The organism is Serratia sp. H1w (genome assembly GCF_000633355.1).
Lineage (GTDB): Bacteria > Pseudomonadota > Gammaproteobacteria > Enterobacterales > Enterobacteriaceae > Chania.
On record NZ_AYMQ01000125.1, the window covers coordinates 56,917 to 77,187 of the forward strand.

Annotated in this window: 19 protein-coding genes and 1 tRNA gene; 9 read left to right on the forward strand and 11 right to left on the reverse strand. The window is 53.0% G+C overall.

Going from position 1 to position 20,271, the window contains the following annotated elements; translation table 11 throughout:
* Positions 1-2: 2 nt before the first annotated feature.
* The 5 genes from proC to hemW all read left to right on the forward strand — a co-directional run bounded on the left by proC (position 3) and on the right by hemW (position 3,503).
* Positions 3-824 carry a pyrroline-5-carboxylate reductase gene (proC, locus tag U869_RS0125960; RefSeq protein WP_025120084.1) on the forward strand — a complete coding sequence of 274 codons (822 nt, stop codon included), beginning with the start codon at positions 3-5 and terminating at the stop codon, positions 822-824.
* Positions 825-906: 82 nt separating this feature from the next.
* Positions 907-1,461 carry a YggT family protein gene (locus tag U869_RS0125965; RefSeq protein ID WP_025120085.1) on the forward strand — a complete coding sequence of 185 codons (555 nt, stop codon included), beginning with the start codon at positions 907-909 and terminating at the stop codon, positions 1,459-1,461.
* Positions 1,458-1,748, forward strand: coding sequence for a DUF167 family protein YggU (gene yggU / locus U869_RS0125970; RefSeq protein ID WP_025120086.1), 291 nt, complete (start codon positions 1,458-1,460; stop codon positions 1,746-1,748). The genes U869_RS0125965 and yggU overlap by 4 nt, the downstream gene beginning before the upstream one ends.
* Before the next feature lie 17 nt (positions 1,749-1,765).
* Positions 1,766-2,362, forward strand: coding sequence for an RdgB/HAM1 family non-canonical purine NTP pyrophosphatase (gene rdgB, locus U869_RS0125975; protein WP_025120087.1), 597 nt, complete (start codon positions 1,766-1,768; stop codon positions 2,360-2,362).
* Entirely contained in the window at positions 2,352-3,503 is a 1,152-nt protein-coding gene (gene hemW / locus U869_RS0125980) for a radical SAM family heme chaperone HemW (protein ID WP_025120088.1), read from the forward strand. The genes rdgB and hemW overlap by 11 nt, the downstream gene beginning before the upstream one ends.
* A 207-nt stretch (positions 3,504-3,710) precedes the next feature.
* Here the strand turns inward: hemW and U869_RS29710 are convergent, their stop codons facing one another.
* The 5 genes from U869_RS29710 to trmB all read right to left on the reverse strand — a co-directional run bounded on the left by U869_RS29710 (position 3,711) and on the right by trmB (position 6,942).
* The gene (locus U869_RS29710; RefSeq protein WP_025120089.1) at positions 3,711-4,043 is read right to left on the reverse strand and encodes a DUF2645 family protein; all 333 of its coding nucleotides are present in this window, start codon (positions 4,041-4,043) and stop codon (positions 3,711-3,713) included.
* Positions 4,044-4,149: 106 nt separating this feature from the next.
* Positions 4,150-4,866: a DUF2884 domain-containing protein gene (locus tag U869_RS0125990; protein ID WP_025120090.1), complete on the reverse strand. Its 717-nt coding sequence runs from the start codon at positions 4,864-4,866 to the stop codon at positions 4,150-4,152.
* A 40-nt stretch (positions 4,867-4,906) separates the two neighbouring features.
* A complete protein-coding gene (gene glsB, locus U869_RS0125995) occupies positions 4,907-5,830 on the reverse strand; it encodes a glutaminase B (RefSeq protein ID WP_025120091.1) in 924 nt (307 codons plus the stop codon).
* 66 nt (positions 5,831-5,896) lie between these two features.
* Positions 5,897-6,223 carry a YggL family protein gene (locus tag U869_RS0126000; RefSeq protein WP_025120092.1) on the reverse strand — a complete coding sequence of 109 codons (327 nt, stop codon included), beginning with the start codon at positions 6,221-6,223 and terminating at the stop codon, positions 5,897-5,899.
* Positions 6,223-6,942, reverse strand: a complete 720-nt coding sequence (trmB, locus tag U869_RS0126005; protein WP_025120093.1) for a tRNA (guanosine(46)-N7)-methyltransferase TrmB — start codon at positions 6,940-6,942, stop codon at positions 6,223-6,225. Before trmB ends, U869_RS0126000 begins: the two co-directional genes overlap by 1 nt.
* 180 nt (positions 6,943-7,122) lie before the next feature.
* Between trmB and mutY the strand changes: the two genes are divergently transcribed.
* The 3 genes from mutY to mltC all read left to right on the forward strand — a co-directional run bounded on the left by mutY (position 7,123) and on the right by mltC (position 9,635).
* Positions 7,123-8,223, forward strand: a complete 1,101-nt coding sequence (mutY, locus tag U869_RS0126010) for an A/G-specific adenine glycosylase (protein WP_025120094.1) — start codon at positions 7,123-7,125, stop codon at positions 8,221-8,223.
* The gene (locus tag U869_RS0126015) at positions 8,220-8,492 is read left to right on the forward strand and encodes an oxidative damage protection protein (protein ID WP_024484083.1); all 273 of its coding nucleotides are present in this window, start codon (positions 8,220-8,222) and stop codon (positions 8,490-8,492) included. The genes mutY and U869_RS0126015 overlap by 4 nt, the downstream gene beginning before the upstream one ends.
* Positions 8,493-8,558: 66 nt before the next feature.
* Positions 8,559-9,635 carry a membrane-bound lytic murein transglycosylase MltC gene (mltC, locus tag U869_RS0126020; protein ID WP_025120095.1) on the forward strand — a complete coding sequence of 359 codons (1,077 nt, stop codon included), beginning with the start codon at positions 8,559-8,561 and terminating at the stop codon, positions 9,633-9,635.
* A 179-nt stretch (positions 9,636-9,814) separates the two neighbouring features.
* On the opposite strand, the gene U869_RS0126025 is transcribed toward mltC, so the two are convergent.
* The 5 genes from U869_RS0126025 to U869_RS0126045 form a co-directional block, all read right to left on the reverse strand.
* Complete coding sequence (locus tag U869_RS0126025) at positions 9,815-10,939, reverse strand: GGDEF domain-containing protein (protein ID WP_025120096.1); 1,125 nt, start codon at positions 10,937-10,939, stop codon at positions 9,815-9,817.
* Positions 10,940-11,078: 139 nt separating this feature from the next.
* Positions 11,079-13,241 carry an ornithine decarboxylase SpeF gene (speF, locus tag U869_RS0126030; RefSeq protein ID WP_025120097.1) on the reverse strand — a complete coding sequence of 721 codons (2,163 nt, stop codon included), beginning with the start codon at positions 13,239-13,241 and terminating at the stop codon, positions 11,079-11,081.
* A gap of 483 nt (positions 13,242-13,724) precedes the next feature.
* Entirely contained in the window at positions 13,725-15,071 is a 1,347-nt protein-coding gene (locus U869_RS0126035; RefSeq protein WP_081795971.1) for an OprD family outer membrane porin, read from the reverse strand.
* Positions 15,072-15,209: 138 nt separating this feature from the next.
* Positions 15,210-17,153: a bifunctional 2',3'-cyclic-nucleotide 2'-phosphodiesterase/3'-nucleotidase gene (locus U869_RS0126040; RefSeq protein ID WP_025120099.1), complete on the reverse strand. Its 1,944-nt coding sequence runs from the start codon at positions 17,151-17,153 to the stop codon at positions 15,210-15,212.
* Between the two features lie 70 nt (positions 17,154-17,223).
* Positions 17,224-18,405, reverse strand: a complete 1,182-nt coding sequence (locus U869_RS0126045; RefSeq protein ID WP_025120100.1) for a NupC/NupG family nucleoside CNT transporter — start codon at positions 18,403-18,405, stop codon at positions 17,224-17,226.
* A 393-nt stretch (positions 18,406-18,798) separates the two neighbouring features.
* Between U869_RS0126045 and U869_RS0126050 the strand changes: the two genes are divergently transcribed.
* A tRNA-Phe gene (locus U869_RS0126050) sits at positions 18,799-18,874 on the forward strand.
* Between the two features lie 249 nt (positions 18,875-19,123).
* On the opposite strand, the gene U869_RS0126055 is transcribed toward U869_RS0126050, so the two are convergent.
* Positions 19,124-20,143, reverse strand: a complete 1,020-nt coding sequence (locus U869_RS0126055; RefSeq protein ID WP_025120101.1) for a site-specific integrase — start codon at positions 20,141-20,143, stop codon at positions 19,124-19,126.
* Positions 20,144-20,271: the final 128 nt, after the last annotated feature.

The following is a 20,271-nucleotide window of genomic DNA, read 5'->3' on the forward strand; positions in this document are numbered from 1 at the left end:
TGATGCAACATCGCAAGATTACCTTTATTGGTGCCGGCAATATGGCCCGCGCCATCATTGCTGGCCTGGTGGCCGGTGGTTATCCGGCATCCGCCATCAGCGTTTGCGCGCCGTCAGCCAAAAACCGTGACGCCCTGGCCGCCGAATATGGCATCAACAGCAGCGCAGACAACATCAGCTGTGCAAAACAGGCCGATGTCGTGGTTCTGGCGGTAAAACCGCAAATGATGGCGCAGGTTTGCTTACCTTTACAAGAACAAGTCGATTTCTCCGGTAAACTGGTGCTGTCGATCGCTGCCGGTATTCTGGTGAGCCGCTTCTATCAAATGCTCGGCGCAGGCTTGAATATCGTACGCATCATGCCCAATACACCTTCATTGGTGGGTAAAGGGATGAGCGGGCTGTATGCTCCCGCCCAGGTAAGCCAACAGGATCGTGATTACACCCGCGATCTGATGAACTCGGTGGGTAAAGTCTGCTGGGTCGATGACGAAAACGGCATTAACGGCGTGATCGCCGCCGCAGGCAGCGCACCGGCCTATTTCTTCCTGTTTATGGATGCCATGCAGCAGGAAGCCGAACGCATGGGATTCAGCGGCCAGGCCGCACGCGATCTGGTGCAGCAGGCCGCTATTGGTGCTGCGGCCTTGGCCGCCGCCAACCCGGAGATCTCGCTAGCCACGCTGCGTGAGCAAGTGACCTCTAAAGGCGGCACCACCGCCGAGGCATTGCGGGTATTCAACGAGCAACAGTTGCCAGAGACCGTCGCCAAGGCAATGCAGGCTGCCGTTTCCCGTGCGCAGGAAATGGAAAAATTATTTTAACTATACCCGATGAGTTGCGGACCGCCACGGCGGTCTTGCCACCAAGGGGATAACCCAGAAGTTAAGGAGAAGGGTAACTTACATGCTAACGCTGACTTTCCTGGTCAAAACCGTCGTTGATATTTACGTAATGGTGCTGCTGTTGCGCATCTGGATGCAACTGACGCGCACCGACTTTTATAATCCATTTTCGCAGTTTGTGGTGAAAATCACCCAACCGATCGTCGGTCCACTGCGCCGCATCGTGCCTTCGATGGGGCCGGTAGACAGCGCCTCATTGCTGCTGGCATTCCTGCTGATGACGGTCAAATATCCGCTGCTGCTGTTGATCCAGAGCGGCACCCTGTCACTCAGCCTGTATAACTTGCTGTTTGGCCTGATTTCATTGATCAAATCCGTCGGCTACCTGATCTTCTGGGTGATGATCATCCGCGCCCTGATGAGCTGGATCAGCCAGGGCCGCAGCCCGATTGATTACGTGATGTTCCAACTGACCGAGCCATTGATGGCTCCTATCCGCCGAGTGATCCCGGCGATGGGCGGCATTGATTTCTCTGCAATGGTGGTGATCCTGATCTTGTATCTGATCAACTACCTGGGCATGGATCTGTTTGGTGAGCTCTGGTTCCTGCTGTGAGTGCAGTCACTTCGCAACTGGACGGGCTGGTGGTCAGGCTTTATATTCAGCCCAAAGCCAGCCGCGATCAGATTATTGGCCTGCATGGCGACGAGATTAAAGTCGCCATCACCGCCCCGCCGGTTGATGGCCAGGCCAATGCCCATCTCATTAAATTTATCGCCAAGCAGTTCAAGGTGGCGAAGAGCAACGTGACGATTGAGAAAGGCGAGCTGGGGCGGCACAAGCAGTTGCGCATCCACAACCCGCAGCAGATCCCCGACGTCATCGCGGCGCTCATCGAATAATATTCAAGGTATCTATTATGCAAAAAATCGTTCTGGCCACCGGTAACCCCGGCAAAGTGCGTGAACTCGCCACACTACTGGCCGATTTCGGCTTTGACGTGGTGGCACAAACCGAGCTTGGCGTAGACTCTGCCGAAGAAACCGGCCTGACGTTTATTGAAAACGCCATTCTCAAGGCTCGCCATGCCGCGCAGGTCACTGGTCTGCCTGCGATTGCCGACGACTCAGGTCTGGCAGTGGATGCATTGGGCGGCGCACCGGGTATTTACTCCGCCCGCTACGCCGGTTTAGATGCCAGCGACCAGCAAAATCTGGACAAGCTGCTGGTCACGCTACAAGACGTGCCTGAAGGCAAACGCGGTGCGCAATTCCATTGCGTGTTGGTGTATATGCGTCATGCAGAAGACCCAACCCCGCTGGTGTTCCACGGCTGCTGGGCCGGTGAGATCACCTTTGAAGCGGCCGGCGTTGGCGGTTTTGGTTACGATCCGATCTTCTATGTGCCAGATTTGGGCTGCACCGCCGCAGAACTGACGCGGGAAGAGAAAATTGCCGTTTCCCACCGTGGCAAGGCACTGAAGTTGATGTTGGAAGCGATGCGTAATGCCAGCTAACGCCGTACAACTGCCACCGCTCAGTCTCTACATCCATATTCCCTGGTGTGTGCAGAAATGCCCGTACTGCGATTTCAATTCGCATGCCTTAAAGGGCGAAGTGCCACATCAGGAATATGTCGATCATCTGCTGGCGGATCTGGATGCCGATTTGCCGCTCGCCAGCGGACGTAGTATCAGCACCATCTTTATCGGTGGCGGTACGCCAAGCCTGTTAAGTGCCGAAGCCATGCAGGCGCTGTTGGATGGCGTGCGGGCGCGTATCCACGTCGCGGATGACGCCGAAATCACCATGGAGGCCAACCCTGGCACCGTGGAGGCCGATCGTTTCAGCGGCTACCAGCGCGCCGGGGTGAACCGCATCTCGATTGGCGTACAAAGCTTTAGCGCCGAGAAGTTAACCCGTCTGGGGCGCATTCACGGCCCGGAAGAGGCCAAGCGCGCGGCACATCTGGCAACCGGCCTTGGCCTGCGCAGTTTTAACCTGGACCTGATGCATGGCCTGCCGGATCAGTCGCTGGAAGAGGCGCTGGACGATCTGCGTCAGGCCATCGCCCTTAATCCGCCGCACCTGTCATGGTATCAGCTCACCATTGAGCCAAATACGCTGTTCAGCTCACGCCCGCCAGTATTGCCGGACGATGACGCGCTGTGGAATATCTTTGAACAAGGGCACGAGCTATTGAGTGCTGCCGGTTATCAGCAGTATGAAACCTCGGCCTACGCCAAACCGGGCTACCAATGCCAGCACAACCTCAACTACTGGCGCTTTGGCGACTATCTGGGGATTGGCTGTGGCGCGCACGGCAAGCTGACCTTTGCCGATGGCCGTATTCTACGTACCGCCAAAACCAAACATCCACGCGGGTTTATGCGAGGGGATTATCGGGACAAGCTGCATGAAGTCGAGGCGCACGACCGGCCATTCGAGTTCTTCATGAACCGCTTCCGCCTGCTGGAAGCCGCACCTCGCGCCGAGTTCGCCCACTATACCGGGCTGGATGAAAGCGTGATCCGCGCGCCGTTGGACGAGGCGATAGACAAAGGCTATCTGCTGGAAACGCCAGCGCATTGGCAGATCACCGAACATGGCAAACTGTTCCTTAATTCGCTGTTGGAACTGTTTTTGCCAGAGGAATAAATAATTTAAGGTTGTGCCGGAAATAATACTCGCAATTGCTATTGCCCCTCACCCCAACCCTCTCCCAAAAGGAGAGGGAGCTGCTCCAGCGTTATATTCATATTCTGGTTCACTCTGCAACTCAGCCTATAAAAAGTCAGGCACAGGAATCAATCCGTGGCACAATCCGTCCCCTCTCCCTGTGGGAGAGGGTTAGGGTGAGGGCCATTAACAAGATAAAAACCGACCAAAGAAAGCCCACCACCAGTACATGACTAGCAAGCCCGTCATTATTGGGTGCAGGAATCTTTTTTGCTTAGCTCTATAAATAGAAAGTATTATTAGAGGAAAAATGAACACTGAAGTTAAAGGAATACCAACATCACTTATATCATCGACATTAAAATGCGTCATCACATCACAAATATTCTCTATCCCTTCCTCTCCTATGGCCCATTCATATTCTATTATTGAAAATACCATGATGCTGATAGCGCAGGTGAGATAATAAAAGAATAGCAGAGGAGTAAGCAGCTTGAGTACAGACTTAAAAGTATCCATGATGTAATCGCCTCTCTGAGGTCGTCGCGCTTCCTTGGCGGCATAAAAGGTTCCGTCGCACCAGAAGCGTAGCCCTGAAAACAACGAAACCTTTTAACGTCAGGTCTTAGTTCAACGCCTTGACTAGATCCTTACGCTGGGTTTCCAGCGCCGTGACGCGGTTACACACGTCGCGACCAAAGTTCTGGAAGTCCTGCTCCTGATTGTTCCATTCGTTCTTGATAGCCTGCTGAAGCCCACCCAGGTTGCCCATAATCGCCTGCAACGGGTTGCCATTGCTGTTGGCGACCTGCTTGACGCCCATTTCGTTCAGGCTGTCCTGCAATACGCCCCCCATGCTTTGCTGGACGATATTGCGGCCATCCTGCTCCACCTGAGCAATTGCCTTGTGGTGGAACGTCAGACCGTCGCTACGGTGTTCGATGATGCGGTTCATCTGTTGCTTCAACTGATCGTTGAGCGTAGTCAGACGGTTACGTACGTTGCTGCTGTCTCCTAATTGCTGAACGATGACCTTATCCAACGCTACCCGAGCCTTTTCCAGATGCTGCTGCGCACCCTGATCGATCCAGGGCAAGTCTTTACGCAAGGCGTTCTGGTAGCTGAACGCCTTCTGGCGCTGGCTATCGTTCAGGCTCAATGCCTTGCCATCACGGGTGACATCACCATCGGCGGTGATTTGCAGATTGCCGCTGGCCCCCACCACCTGCACGGTCTGCGGGCTGATAATCACATCGTCCTGTGGCCTGACGCTGCACTGGTACTCGGCATGCGCCTGTGAAGCCGTCAACAACAGCAAGGCCAATCCGGTTCTCTTCAACATAGTTTCTCCTGGCTCCCTTCCACCCGCATACGCGGTGGAGTTAAAAAATCGAACGGCTAATGCGTTGAGACAACAGTTCCAGTGCTGCAGTTCCCGCCAATGAGTTTCCAGACGCATCCAGCTCCGGCGACCAGACGACAATCGACAGTTCTTCAGGGACAATAGCAATAATGCCGCCACCCACTCCTGACTTACCCGGCATGCCAACACGATAGGCAAATTCTCCCGCACCATCATACATACCGCTGGTCATCATCAAGGCGTTAATTTGCCGGGCCTGTAAGGGGCTGATCACTGCTTCGCCACTCAGCGAGCGTCCTTGATTGGCCAAGTAGACAAAGCTGCGTGCCAGCTCAACGCAGCTCATGCGTAACGCGCAGTAGTGGAAATAGGTTTGCAGCACGGTCAGCACGTCATTGTCGAAGTTACCGAACGATTTCATCAGATAGGCGATGGCGGCATTGCGGTCGGAATGTTCAAACTCCGAACGGGCCACGCGGGCGTCGTACAGCAGATCGTCAACGCCGGCCAGTTGGCGTACCACTTCCAACATTCGCTGCTTTGGCGCACTGAGCCGGGTTTGTAGCATATCGCATACCACCAGCGCCCCTGGATTGATAAACGGATTGCGCGGTTTACCCTGTTCCATTTCCAATTGCAGCAAGGAATTGAACGGCAGGCCAGAAGGTTCTTTCCCCACCCGCTGCCAAATCTCCCCTTCCTGATAACGCGTCAACGCCAGCGTCAGGCTCAATACCTTGGAAATTGACTGGATCGAAAAGCGTTCCGTCGCATCCCCGGCCTGAAACAGTTCACCGTCAACGGTACAGACGGCGATCGCCAACCGATCGGCCGCCACTTCCGCCAATGCAGGAATATAGTCAGCGACCTTGCCTTGCCCAATCAGCGGGCGTACCTGTTGCAGGATCTCTTCCAGCAACGCGTTATCTAATGTTGTTACCACCTACTCATACTCCAGATAAAACAAAGGTGCCGTTAAGGCACCTTCGGCAACGCTAATCAGGCAGGATCAATCCCACCAGATATCGAACAGATCGCTGGTTTTCACATCGCTCAACTTGCGTGCTTCCAACCAGTTTTTGATCAGCTCACGGTGTTCTTCGGTGCAATGACCGATCTTCTGCAGGCAAACCAAACCTTCCCACTGCAGATAGCCACTGCCGTCAAACGCCAGGCCGTTCGGCTCGATCACTTCATCGATAAACGCATCCAGGGTGCTGTCGATATCTTCAACAGCAGTCCCTTCAGCAAAACGCCAGGCGACGGAAAAGCCCAGTTCCTGAAACTCTTCGATATGCAGCTTTTTACGTAAACGACGACTACGGTTCTTAGCCATTATTCCATCCTCTCAAACATCAAATCCCAAACTCCATGTCCCAGACGCTGGCCACGTAATTCAAATTTTGTCAGCGGACGCGAGTCCGGACGCGGTACGTAATCATTACTCTCGGAAAGATTACGGTAGCCTGCGCTGCTGTTCATGACTTCCAGCATGTGTTCCGCGTAAGGTTGCCAGTCGGTAGCCATATGGAATACGCCACCCACTTTTAATTTGCGCAGCACCAGTTCAACAAACGGCGTCTGTACGATGCGGCGTTTGTTATGGCGCGCTTTGTGCCATGGATCCGGGAAGAACAGCTGGACCATATCCAGCGAAGCATCCGGGATCATATTCTGCAAGACTTCTACCGCATCGTGGCACATCACCCGCAGGTTGGCCAATTTCGCCTCATGAGCATCTGCCAGGCAGGCACCCACGCCCGGCGAGTGAACTTCAATCCCCAGGAAGTTCTGCTGCGGGTTATTGCCCGCCATGGTGACTAAAGAAGCCCCCATGCCAAAACCAATCTCCAGCACGGTTGGCGCTTCACGGCCAAACAGCGCGGCGATATCGACAGGCTCAGCCTGATATTCCACGCCCATCACCGGCCAATAGTTATCCAGCGCCTGCTGCTGGCCTTTGGTCAACCGCCCCTGGCGGCGGACAAAACTGCGGATACGGCGCATCGCGCGGCCGTTCTCATCAAATTCTGGGGAGATGACGTCATTAATCATAGTGCTTTCTGTCTGTTTGGCTGCCAATTAGGGGAACGCGCATTATCCAAAGATACCTTGGTTTAGCAAGCGTTCATCATCATACCTGATGTGCTACTGCAGAAAGTTCCGGTTTACAGCATCATCACTCTATGCTGCAATCGCGCATCATTATTTATCTGCCGGATAGCGAATTCGCTCATGATGCAAGCGCAACAGTTCTCGCACGTCGTGCTGGACTGGTACCAACGCTATGGCCGCAAAACGCTGCCGTGGCAACTCGATAAAACGCCTTATCAAGTATGGCTGTCTGAGGTGATGCTGCAACAAACTCAGGTTGCCACCGTTATTCCCTATTTTCAGCGGTTTATGGCACGTTTTCCCAACGTGCGCGCCTTGGTCGAAGCGCCACAGGATGAAGTGCTGCACCTGTGGACCGGGCTTGGCTATTATGCCCGAGCAAGAAATCTGCATAAAGCGGCTCAGACCATTGTCGCACAGCACGGCGGTGAGTTCCCGACAACCTTTGAAGAAATCGTCGCACTGCCTGGCGTAGGCCGTTCAACCGCCGGTGCCATTCTCTCTCTGGCCCAGGGACAGCACTACCCGATCCTCGATGGCAACGTTAAACGCGTGCTGGCTCGCTGCTATGCCGTCGCTGGCTGGCCGGGCAAAAAAGAGGTGGAAAACCGCCTGTGGCAGATCAGTGAAGACGTCACACCAGCCAAAGGGGTTGGCCAGTTCAATCAGGCAATGATGGATCTGGGGGCGATGGTCTGCACCCGCAGCAAACCCAAATGCGAGCTATGCCCGCTCAATATCGGCTGCCTAGCCAACGGCAACAGCAGTTGGGCCAACTATCCGGGTAAAAAACCCAAGCAAACCCTGCCGGAAAAAACCGCCTACTTCCTGATGCTGCAACAGGATGATGGCGTCTGGCTGGAACAACGCCCAGGCGCTGGCCTGTGGGGCGGTTTGTTCTGCTTCCCGCAGTTTGGCACGCGGATCGATCTTGAGCTCTGGCTGCAACAACGCGGGCTGCAAGGCAGCCGTCTGGAGCAAATGACCGCCTTCCGCCACACCTTCAGCCATTTCCATCTGGATATTGTGCCTATGTGGCTCAATAGCGACAAAGCGGGCAGCGCCATGGATGAGGGTGCCGGTCTCTGGTATAACTTAACGCAGCCACCTTCGGTCGGGCTGGCCGCGCCGGTTGAGCGCCTGCTACAGCAGTTGGCCAAACAGTCCCCGACCCAACCCGGTTTATTTGGCAACAGCGCCATTGACGAGGAATTAGCATGAGCAGAACCATTTTTTGTACCTTCCTGCAGCGTGACGCCGATGGACAAGACTTCCAACTCTATCCAGGGGAAGTCGGCAAACGTATCTACAACGAGATCTCCAAGGAAGCCTGGGGAGAATGGATGAAGAAGCAGACCATGCTGATCAACGAGAAAAAGCTCAATATGATGAACGTTGATGACCGCAAACTGCTGGAACAGGAGATGGTCCGTTTCCTGTTCGAAGGGCATGAAGTCCACATCGAAGGCTATACGCCGCCGAGCGAATAAGATTTTCCGGGCCAGCCGCTGGCCCTTTCCCCCTGTTTAATTCTTCGCGTATACGGCTTTTACAAGATGAAGAAAGTGTTAGCTTTGCTAGTGATAGCGCCTTTGCTGATCTCCTGTTCCGGCAAAAAAAACGACGTGGTCACGGAAGCCTATGTCAAAGACACCAACGCCTTTGATATTTTGATGGGCCAATTTGCCCACAATATTGAGAACATCTGGGGGCTGAGCGAAGTTCTGATCGCCGGGCCAAAGGACTACGTCAAATATACCGACCAATATCAGACCCGTAGCCATATCAACTTTGATTCGGGCACCATCACCGTCGAAACCATCGCCACCACCGATCCGGCGGCTCATCTGCGCCAGGCGGTGATCAGCACCCTGTTGATGGGTGACGATCCAGGCTCGATCGACCTCTATTCCGATGCCAATGATATCCAGATCAGTAAAGAGCCGTTCCTGTACGGCCAGGTATTGGATAACAATGGTCAACCTATCCGCTGGGAATGGCGGGCGGCACACTTCGCCGATTATCTGCTGCAAAATAGACTCAAAAGGCGTACTTCGGGCCTGCACGTGATCTATTCGGTGACTCTCCAACTGGTGCCGAACCACCTGGATAAACGTGCGCACAAATATCTGCCTATGGTGCGACAGGCTTCGGAGAAATACGGCGTTGAAGAGTCACTGATCCTGGCGATCATGCAGACCGAATCCAGCTTTAACCCGTATGCGGTGAGCGGTTCCGACGCGCTGGGCCTGATGCAGGTAGTGCAGCATACTGCCGGTAAAGACGTGTTCCAGATGAAGGGCAAATGGGGCACCCCAAGCCGCAGCTACCTGTTCGATCCGGAGAACAACATCGATACCGGTACCGCCTATCTGGCGATCTTGCAGAACAACTACCTGGGCGGCATTCAGAACCCGACCTCACGCCGCTATGCGGTGATCACCGCTTATAACGGTGGGGCTGGCAGCGTACTGCGGGTGTTCAACAGTGACAGAACCAAGGCGGTCACCATCATCAACAGCATGCAGCCGGGTGATATTTTCCAAACGCTGACTACCAAGCATCCAGCCAGTGAATCGCGTCGCTATCTGGTGAAGGTGAATAACGCGCAGAAAAACTACCGGCGGAAGTAGCCTTGGTGAGGGAAATATGGGGTTGAGGAGGTGTATTTACCCCTCACCCTAACCCTCTCCCATAGGGAGAGGGGACCGTATGTGCCACAATTTTTCTCCCGCACCTGACCTCAACACGGGCGCAGCATGCAGCGCCCCTACGCATTACCTGAACACGGCTCCGTACCAGCTCCCTCTCCCTATGGGAGAGGGTTGGGGTGAGGGGCCAGCGTATAACCGTTGCGGCCATTGGCCTTGGCTTGATACAGCGCCTTGTCGGCCATCTCGACCAGTTGTTCACGCGCCACGCCAGCTCGCCACAGCGCAATTCCCTGGCTCACCGTCACCCATTGCCCAGCATCCGACTTTTCATGTGGGATCGCGATCGCCGCAACCTGAGCCTTGATCCTTTCGGCCACCGCTATCGCCTCGGCACGATCGGATTTTGGCAGCAGAATAATGAACTCCTCACCACCGTAGCGCGCCACCAGATCCTGCGAACGACGTACGCAACTGTCAAAGCATTCAGCCAGGCGGATCAGGCACTCATCACCCATCTGGTGACCATAATGGTCGTTGTATTTTTTAAAGAAATCCACGTCCAGCAGAATGACTGAAAAGTTTTCCTGAGCCTCTGACTCTCTGGCAAACACCGAGTCAAAGTAGTTGCTGAAATAGCGCCGGTTGGCCAGCCCGGTCAACGGATCGCGGTTCGCCAGCTTCCCCAGGCGCTCAATCAGCTGTTTGTTCTCTTTTTCACGCTCGACCGCCAGCATGAACCATTTTTCCAGCATGCGTTTGGCCGAGTAAATCAGAAACAGCATCAGTAAGTAGGAGAATAGATTTGCCAGCGAGACGGCACCGCGCAGAAAAATGTTCTCGGTGATGGCCATTATCAATATTGGGGCAGCGAATAGAGTTAATAGCAAGGGGGAAAGGTAAAACGGAATTAGCGAAGCAAACACCAGCCCGATCAGCAGGGGATAGACCAGATAAACGCTATTAGTGGAAATCAGGTGATGAAACACGCCACACCAGCATAACGCCAATATCGTCACGCAGGCGCTCAATACCCACCATGCTGCCTTCTCACTGTATGGACGTAGCAACTTCAAGGTGATGTAAGTCACTACGGCCATCAGCATCACACCAATCACCGCCGGTGCCGATCGTAAAAAATGCGTTAGCGATGGATAGGCCTCGATACGCTGCAGCAACAGATACACAGAGAACAAGGCATTAACCAGTAAAAACCAGTCAACGCTGTGAAAGGTCGATTTTCTCTTCTCTTTTGCCACCCAGGCGAGGTGCTTTTTATCTTTCATTGCGCTACTCGTTGTCTTGCCACTTTACTCACTCTAGTGGCGGCCCCCGCCTTTGTCATTATTAGCCGAAATCTGAAGGGCGCAGCATGCTGCGCCCCTACATTCGACACTGAGTGCTAATTTGCGGGTGCAAATGGCTTTACTGCTTGATCATATAGCCAAAAATCCGTTTCCAGCCGTGATCTTTCTTCTCGATATACACGCCTTGCAGTTCCGGTGAGAAACCAGGCAGACGGTTGATGCCCTCTTCCAGCGCCAGGAAGTAACGCTGCACCGCCCCGCCCCACACTTCGCCCGGCACCACGCACAACACGCCCGGCGGGTAAGGCAGAGCACCTTCCGCCGCTATGCGGCCAGCGGCCTGAGCGATCGGCACCAGTTCAACGTTATCGCGGATAAACTCGACGTTGGCATCCTGCGGATTCATCATCACCGGCGGGAAATGATCCTGGCGGAACATTTCTTTTTGCAGTTGCTTCACGTCGAAGCTAACGTACAGATCGTGCATCTCCTGACACAGTTGACGAAGGGTGTAGCCTGCGTAGCGCTGCTGATTCTTGCGATAGACCGTTGGCAAGACCTCGCTCAGTGGCGCATCCTCCTCAACGTAACGTTCGAACTGCACCAGCATGTCCACCAGATGCTCCATCTTCGCCGGGTTCTCAGCCGGGGTGAGTAGGAACAGGATCGAGTTGAGGTCACACTTCTCCGGCACAATGCCATTTTCGCGCAGGAAGTTGGCCAGGATCGTCGCCGGAATGCCGAACTCGGTGTACTGACCGGTAGCCGCATCAATCCCCGGCGTGGTCAGCAGCAGCTTGCAAGGATCGACTAGATACTGTCCCTGCGCATAGCCTGCAAAGCCGTGCCATTGCTCACCCGGCACAAAGTTGAAGAAACGCGCATCGTTGGCAATCAGGTCAGTCTCATAGTCCTGCCAATCTTTACCAGCTACCTGCAGCGGTATAAAAGGCCGCAACTGTGAGCAACGTGCCAGCAACTGTTTACGCGTATCGATCCCCAGTTTGACGCATTCCATCCACATGCGGCGGCCAGCGGCACCGGCATGCATCTTGGCGTTAACGTCCAGCGCGGCAAACAGCGGATAAAACGGGCTGGTTGAGGCATGCAGCATAAACGCATTGTTGAGATGCTTATGGTTGCAGTGGCGTTTCTGGCCTTTGATATGATCGTCTTTCTTGTGGATCTGCGAAGTCTGCGAGAACCCGGCCTGCTGCTTATGCACCGATTGCGTGACGAAAATGCCCGGGTCGTGTTCATCCAGCTCCAACAGCAGCGGCGAGCACTCTTTCAGCATCGGAATAAAGCCTTCATACCCCACCCAGGCTGAGTCAAACAGGATGTAATCACACAAATGGCCGATGGTGTCGATCACCTGACGAGCGTTGTAAATCGTACCGTCATAGGTACCAAGCTGAATGATCGCCAAACGGAACGGCCGTGCCGCAGCGGCTTTTTCCGGGGCAACATGGCGGATCTGCTCGCGTAGATAACCCTCATCAAAACACTGGGAATCAATGCCGCCGATAAAGCCAAACGGGTTACGCGCCGTTTCAAGATACACCGGCGTTGCCCCTGCCTGGATCAACGCGCCATGGTGATTGGACTTGTGGTTATTGCGATCGAATAACGCCAGATCGCCGCGCGTCAGCAGCGCATTGGTCACCACTTTATTGGAAGCAGAAGTGCCGTTCAGCACGAAGTAGGTTTTATCGGCGTTGAACACCTTCGCCGCGTGTTTCTGTGCATCCTTGGCCGATCCTTCGTGGATCAGCAGATCACCGAGTTTCACATCGGCGTTGCACATGTCCGAACGGAAAAGCGTTTCACCGTAGAACTCGAAAAATTTGCGCCCTGCCGGATGCTTACGGAAAAACTCACCGCCTTGGTGGCCTGGGCAGGCAAAGGTTGAGTTCTCCATTTCCACGTAGGTTTTCAGCGTCTTGAAAAACGGTGGTAACAGCGCCTGTTCATAACCCTCGGCAGCCGCTTCCAACTGTGCCATGTAAAACGCCTTGGTCGCCGCAGCCAGTGCAAATACGCCAGTAATCAACGGCAGATGAGCCGGGGAGAGCTGCTCATCCCCTTCAACGGCAACAAACGTCGGAATATCGAAGCCGGTCGCTTTGAGCGTGGCCAGGATACCGGCATCCACATCGCTAACGGAGACCACGGCCGCCGCCACATCGGTATAGTCCGTCTGCCCCACGCGTACGATTTCACGCAGCGTTTCAATACTGGCTACCAGGCTGGCGCTGGCCGCAATCTTCAATTCTTTCATAAATGCTGACTCTCAAACGGTTAAGGATGAGGGTGTGCCACCGGGCACATAATGAGATAACCCAGGTTATCCCGGCAAAGTGATGAGCCAAGGCGCAACCATGACCGGCCGATGCGGGTAGGCATCAGACAACTATCGGGGACTGGGATCGGCAGCGTCCGATAGACATCAGTAAAATCAGAGCCGCAGCTCTATGCTTACTCATGCCTAACAGCGAGCATCGGGTAGCTTTACCGCATGACGGGCAGCGGCGTTCGCATAAATGGCGTAAAGGATACATACAGTGATGGCATCATCAGACGTCTGGAGCGTGGTTGCTCTGAGGTAGTGAAACCAGCCATGCCTGTGCTCCTCGGTGATGAAGTGGGGAATTCGCGCAATGATTACACGTTTTTTTCGAGGGTTCAAGCCGGTTAATAGTGACTAATAATGCATAATTATTTATGCCGTGTGGGTTTCCCCACACGGCCAACTGAGCGGCGATTAGAACAGGTTGAACTTGTAATCCACCTGCAGTTCGATCGAATGGTTCTGAGCACGCATCGGTTTGCCATCCGAGGTCAGTTTCGGCTGGTTGTTCTGGCTTTGGTAGTTCCAGGATGGGCCACCGGAAAGCTGTACGGCCAGATCCTTCAGCGCAGGCTGCGATGGCGTCCAGCGGGAGTAGACCAGGGTTTCACCACGCTCGATACTACGCCCACGGTATTTCATCCCCCAGCCATAGTTGGTGACCATGCCCAGCTCTACTTCTGGTGTGACAGCATAGCCGAAGGTCCAGGCCAGCATCTTTTCCTTATCGCCCACATAGTCGTTACCCCAACTATCGGCCATGGAGTTAAAGGTGCCACGGCTGTGCTTGGCCAAGTGCCACTCGAAGCGCCCTAACCCGTTACCATTGTCGAGAGAAGCCTGGGTATATGATGCCCCAACCTTGTGTTTCCAACGCTCGGCGCGCCACTCGGCATACAGCGCATAATGGTAGGCATCATCATCAAATGTTTTGTGTTTGCTGGTCATGCGGGTCCAGTCTTGCAGGCCGTGATTGTAATAAAACTGGCTGGCAAGCTTGAGACGGTTTTCCTTCCAGGACGCCGGCTGCCAACCCAGCTCCACCCCATGACGCTGCATATAATTATGGCTTTCACCCAGGAAATAGAGCGCGCTGTAGCCATTGGCGCTATAGCTCAGCTCACCGGTGACAATGCTGCTGATCTCCTTTTTATCCGCGGTGCGGAAATGGATTTTATCCGGAGAATCCCTGTCACTGTAACGGGTGACATAGGCACCACGAACCCGTACTGGCCCGGTAGCCGCCTCACCACGCAAGCCGAGATAGGTACTTGGAATAGCACGCGTAGAGTTGTTGAGTGCGCCCCATTTTTTAATCTGCTGCCAGCCTGAATAGAGATGCAAATAGGTGTCATCATCACCCATACGTCCCTTCAGGTAGATCTGGCCAATCTTGTTAAAGCCTTTAGCTTCGCCGTTGTCGTTATACAGCACGCTACGGCCCCAGAAATCATCGCTGGCGGCCAGTTTGATTACGCCATAATAAGACGCATCAACCCCCAACATATCCGCAAAATAACCGGACTGATAATCAAGGGTGATCCCTTGCCCCCAGGCCGTTTGGATTGAACGTGAGCCATAATCTTCAGTGCTTAGATTTTTAAACACGTTGCGGAAAGAGAGATCCGCATGGCTATCATTAATAAAGTTGGAGAAAATATGATTATTGGCCTTAATTTCTTCCGCAGAGAGTGGCAAAGAGAACATCAGTGCAAACAGTGCCAGAGGTTTATTTATTTTAAATTGTTTTATTTTAAACATAGAAAATCCCATTTTCTATTTACTAACCCAGAACTATTTTAATTAAATGATTTCTAGATAATGGATGTAATGTTTCACCCTGCAACCAGGGTGAAACACGGCTTAGTGTTTTATTCTGTAATGATGGTATTGAACACTTTATTTCTGCAAATCAATCTGGTAAACCGCAAAGCCGATATCGTCTTTCCCTACCAGCGTCATCGGATGCTGAGCCGACTGCTTGATATAATCGGCAGCATTCTGGCTTGGCGAGGTTTCGATACGGATATCCAACGGCTTATCCGCAGTAATCTGCGCGATCCGCCAGCTGTTTTTCACCTCTGGTTTATATTCGCCATGCCGTTTGGTCTGCTCAGAGATGTAGTTGGCCACGATGGTGCGCACTTCATCCGGCGAGGAGATCACGATATTTTTCTCACCCGTGCCGGCGAACTTGCCGGTAAATGCCCGGTAGTTGTTCACGGCAACCAGGAATGGCGCATCGGCGGCCAGCGGCTTACCTTTATAGGTCAGTGACTTGATACGCTGTGCCTGTGGATTAATTACGTTGCAGTCAACGTCGTAACGCGCTGGCTGGGTCACGTCGATCTGATAGCTCAGATCGTCAAACATATCGAAGTTGTATGCCCGGAAGCCGTTCCAGTTAAGCAGTGACTGCGGCTTCTCGCTCTTCACGTCGATCTGGTTGTACATGCCCGCAGAGCATTCCAACCACTCTTTTAGATCGCTGCCTTTCACCTTCACTGCCGCCAGCGTGTTGGAGTACTGGTACAGATCGGCCGCGTTACGGAAACTCAGAGGCCCTTTACGCATATCGACGAAGGCCGCCGGATCGTTCTTCCTGCCACCCGCTTTGAACGGTGCCGCAGCCGACAGAACCGGAATATCCGCCAGATCCGGATCGCCCTGAATAAAGTGTTCGACGTAGGCTTTCTGCGCCGCACGGATGATCTGAATGGCCGAGGAGTCCTGCACTAATGACAGATAGGTGTTGGTATCTTCGGCAATAGTACCAATCGGCTTGTTGACGAAATCACAGGTGTCGTTATGCGCCTGTTCCAGTGTTTTCACCAGCGTGGCCTTGGCATCGACCAGGGATTTGTCATTCTTCTTGTCATAGATTGGACGAGCTTCCGCACGGCTGGAGACCACCTCCCAATTGTTGGTTTCCCCTTCCAGCACCAGATCGATCACCCCCAGGTTATCCGCCCAGTGGCCTGGCATCACGGCAGGTACGCCATTAACCGTCCCTTTTTCAAGATCTACCCCAGGAATGGCAGCGAAGTCTTTGCTTGGGAAAATACCGTGGGAATGGCCAAAGGCAATGGCATCGATACCTGGCACTTGCGTGAGGTAATAGACCGAGTTTTCTGCCAACGCCTTATAAGGGTCGGCCGAGATGCCGGAGTGGGCGATAGCAATCACGATATCCGCCCCTTCCTTACGCATTTGTGGTACCAGCTCCTTGGCGGTTTCGGTAATATCTTTGGCGATCACCTTACCCGACAGCTTGTCCTTGTCCCACAGCACCACCTGCGGCGGCACAAAACCGATATAGCCGATGCGTACCTTATGTTCTTTACCCTCGGTATCTTTTACCGGTGTTTCCACGATCAGGTACTGCTTGAAATAAGGCTTGTTGGTTTTGGCATCGTAGACGTTGGCGTTGATATACGGGAATCTGGCCCCGCTGATCGCCATTTTTAGGTAATCTAACCCGTAGTTGAATTCGTGGTTACCCAAGCTGCCGACCGCATAATCCAGGGTATTCATCGCCTGGTAGACCGGATGCACGTCGCCCTTCTTCAGATTGGCGGCGGCGTAGTCTGCCATCGGGCTACCCTGGATAATATCGCCGTTATCTACCAGCACGCTGTTGGTCGCTTCCGCGCGGGCCGCATCGATCAGCGTGGCCGCACGTACCAAGCCATACTGAGCGGTGGCTTTATCCTTGTAATAGTCATAATCCATCATGTTGCCATGCACGTCGGTGGTTTCCATGATACGGAGATCCACCGTTGCGGCATTGGCAGCGCCTGCAACCAGCAGGGCTAATAACGATAACTTGAGCGGAGAAGTCATTTTCATCATCTATTCCTTAAAACTAGAAGGCGATAGCAGGCCACAACCTCACGATGCGGCCTTTGGCTAATTAAAAGAAGAAACCTACGACAGCGGCGTTCAGGAAGCTGACCAGCGTGGAGCCGTAAAGCAGCTTCAGACCAAAGCGGGCTGCAACGTTACCTTGCTTGGAGTCCAACGCCTTGATAGCACCCACGATAATGCCGATAGAAGAGAAGCTGGCGAACGACACCAGGAACACCGAAACGATCGCCATGGTACGTTCAGAGAAGTTGTAGTCACCCTGTGACAGGTTAAGCATGGCAACAAATTCGTTGCTGACGATCTTGGTCGCCATCAGGCCACCTGCTTGCACCGCTTCGTGCCATGGCACACCAACCAGGAAAGCCAGAGGAGAGAATACGTAACCCAACACGCCCTGGAAGGAGATACCAAACGCAGCGGTGAACAGTGCGTTAGCCATGGTGATCAGGGCAATAAAGCCGATCAGCATCGCGCCAACGATAATCGCCACCTTGAAACCATCAAGAATGTATTCGCTCAGGACTTCGAAGAAGCTCTGCTTTTCCCCTTCAACAACGTCAAGGATATCTTCCTCAGGCTTGACCTGATAAGGGTTGATCAGCGACGCCATGATAAAGCCGCCAAACAGGTTCAATACCAAAGCGGTGACCACATAGCGCGGATCGAGCATCACCATGTAAGCGCCGACGATCGCCATGGAGACCGTCGACATCGCCGAAGTACACAGCGTATACAGACGATGCTCCGGCAGCAGGCCGAGCTGTTTTTTCACCGAGATGAACACTTCGGACTGGCCGAGGATTGCCGAAGCCACAGCGTTGTAGGACTCCAAACGCCCCATGCCGTTAACCTTGCTCAGCGCCAGGCCGATGTACTTGATAATAAAGCCCAGAATGCGCCAGTGTTGCAGAATGCCGATCAACGCGGAGATAAACACGATTGGCAGCAAAACGGACAGGAAGAAAGAGATCTCGCCGTGATTCACCAAACCACCAAAGACGAAGTTCACCCCTTCGTTAGCATAGGACAGTAAATTGCCGAACAGCTCGGCGATCACGCCGATCACCTTATTGCCTACGTCGGTCTTAAGCAGCAGTGCGGTCATCAAAAACTGGCAGGCCAGCATGACGAAAATCGGACGATAACGGATGTTCTTGCGATCGTTGCTCACTAAAAGTGCCAAAACACAGATAGCAAGAATGCACACTATCCATATGATGTATTTCATATTTTCCCCAAAATTATCTGCGAACCTTTACGCTCTATTGCCGAACCTTGTCCCCTGGCGTGTGCCGGGAACTAATGATGTTATTATCGAAACATAACACGCACAATATGTTATTTAAGTTACACAGATCACATTTGGAAATAACAATAGCCTTAAAATACATATAAGTAACATGTTGTACTTATCACTAACATTAATCGATGATGGAATAGACGGAACCGAACATTGTTGGGGTGAATTTTTATGTTTTTTGGCGGAGAGTGTTTTTGGGAAAGGGAGAATGTAGGTGTTGGAAGGTCCCCATGCGCTTGCTTGAAATTAAAGCGATCGCTCGGCTTTGTGACAGAAACCCATTGACGACACAGGGCCAAATACGGTTTAATGCGCCCCGTTGCCCGGATAGCTCAGTCGGTAGAGCAGGGGATTGAAAATCCCCGTGTCCTTGGTTCGATTCCGAGTCCGGGCACCATATTCAGAAGCGCTTGTCAAGATTTCAGGACGAAAACCTGACAGGTACGAAATGGGTCAGAACACGCAATAACCGAAGGCGTAGTTGAAAGGTTTCACTCAGTGATACCATTACCCGGTTGTTGTAAAAAGGCTCTTGATAGTCCCGCCTATTCCAGTAGGCGGGATTTTTCGCTTACAATTTTTACAGACTTCGCATGCAAATGTCAAACTGTGTCAAGGAGATACCTTGCCCCTTTGTCTTGCTGACCTAACGCTTAAACTCCTGCTCCATAATATCCCGCAAGCTCTCCACATCTTCATCAATGTACTCCAGCGTAGAACGCAAACTGGAATGCCCCAAGAGGCGCTTTACCGCCTGAATATTGCGATCCGGGGATTTCATCATGTTGGTCGCTACCGTGTGCCGGAAACGGTGAGGACTCACAACAAACCGGCACTCTCGCGAGAGTCGCCGAAAAAAGGCCCGGATAGGATAGATGCCCATATCAGTCATTTCCCCCTGTTGTTTCACCCTGCGTCCCACATCAAAGCGGTTCACATTGAACAACTGCTCTTCCAGTTCAGCACCGGCCTCGAGTGAACGGATCACCAGTATCTCCAACCGGGGAAACAGCTCGCTAATGATGGGAATTCGCAGCTCACGATGATTCTTCGCACCGGCGATAATCAAGTCCAACCAGCGCTCTTCAAGATTCACATCACAGATACGTATGTGACGAAGCTGGTTTTGACGTATCGCGGTATAACTAAGGGTATCAAGCACCGTCAGCCAGAACCAAGCTGGCTGGCAGGCATGAACCCGCCAGTTCACTGCCAGGCTACTGGCCTGCAACCGCTCACGTTCCTCATACTGCGCCATCAAACGATACACGGCCTCCACCTGCCCTTCAGTCAGGGTTTTCTTCTTTTTCCTCCCTGCCCGGACTACCGCTTTATTAAAGGGATTATCTTGATGCTGCAACAGCCCGCACTTCATCCCGAAATTAAACAGCGCCCTCATGTGCGTTACTTTGTTATTCCAGGTCGTCGCCTGTAATTGTTGCTCTTTTAGGACGTACCTGCGCCATTCAAGCACCAGCCTGTTATCGACCTCATTCGGCGTTTTGGTAGTAAACCGTATAAAGGTTCTCACCACCTTTCGATAACTCCACTCAGTGTCATTACGGACAGCGTGACTGAAAAAATAATGGTCTAACAGCGCATCGAATGTTAATAATTGTTCACAAGTCACCAGATGTTCCCCAGATTTTATCCATAAAATAATCAAAGAACTACCTGCAAGAAATGAGAAAACATTTCAGCAATATCCATTTGCCAGACTGGTGCTGGCCGCCTGTTTCGAACATAGACTACATCAAGCGGTTGAGAAGCAAGGTTATAGTGGCACACTGATAC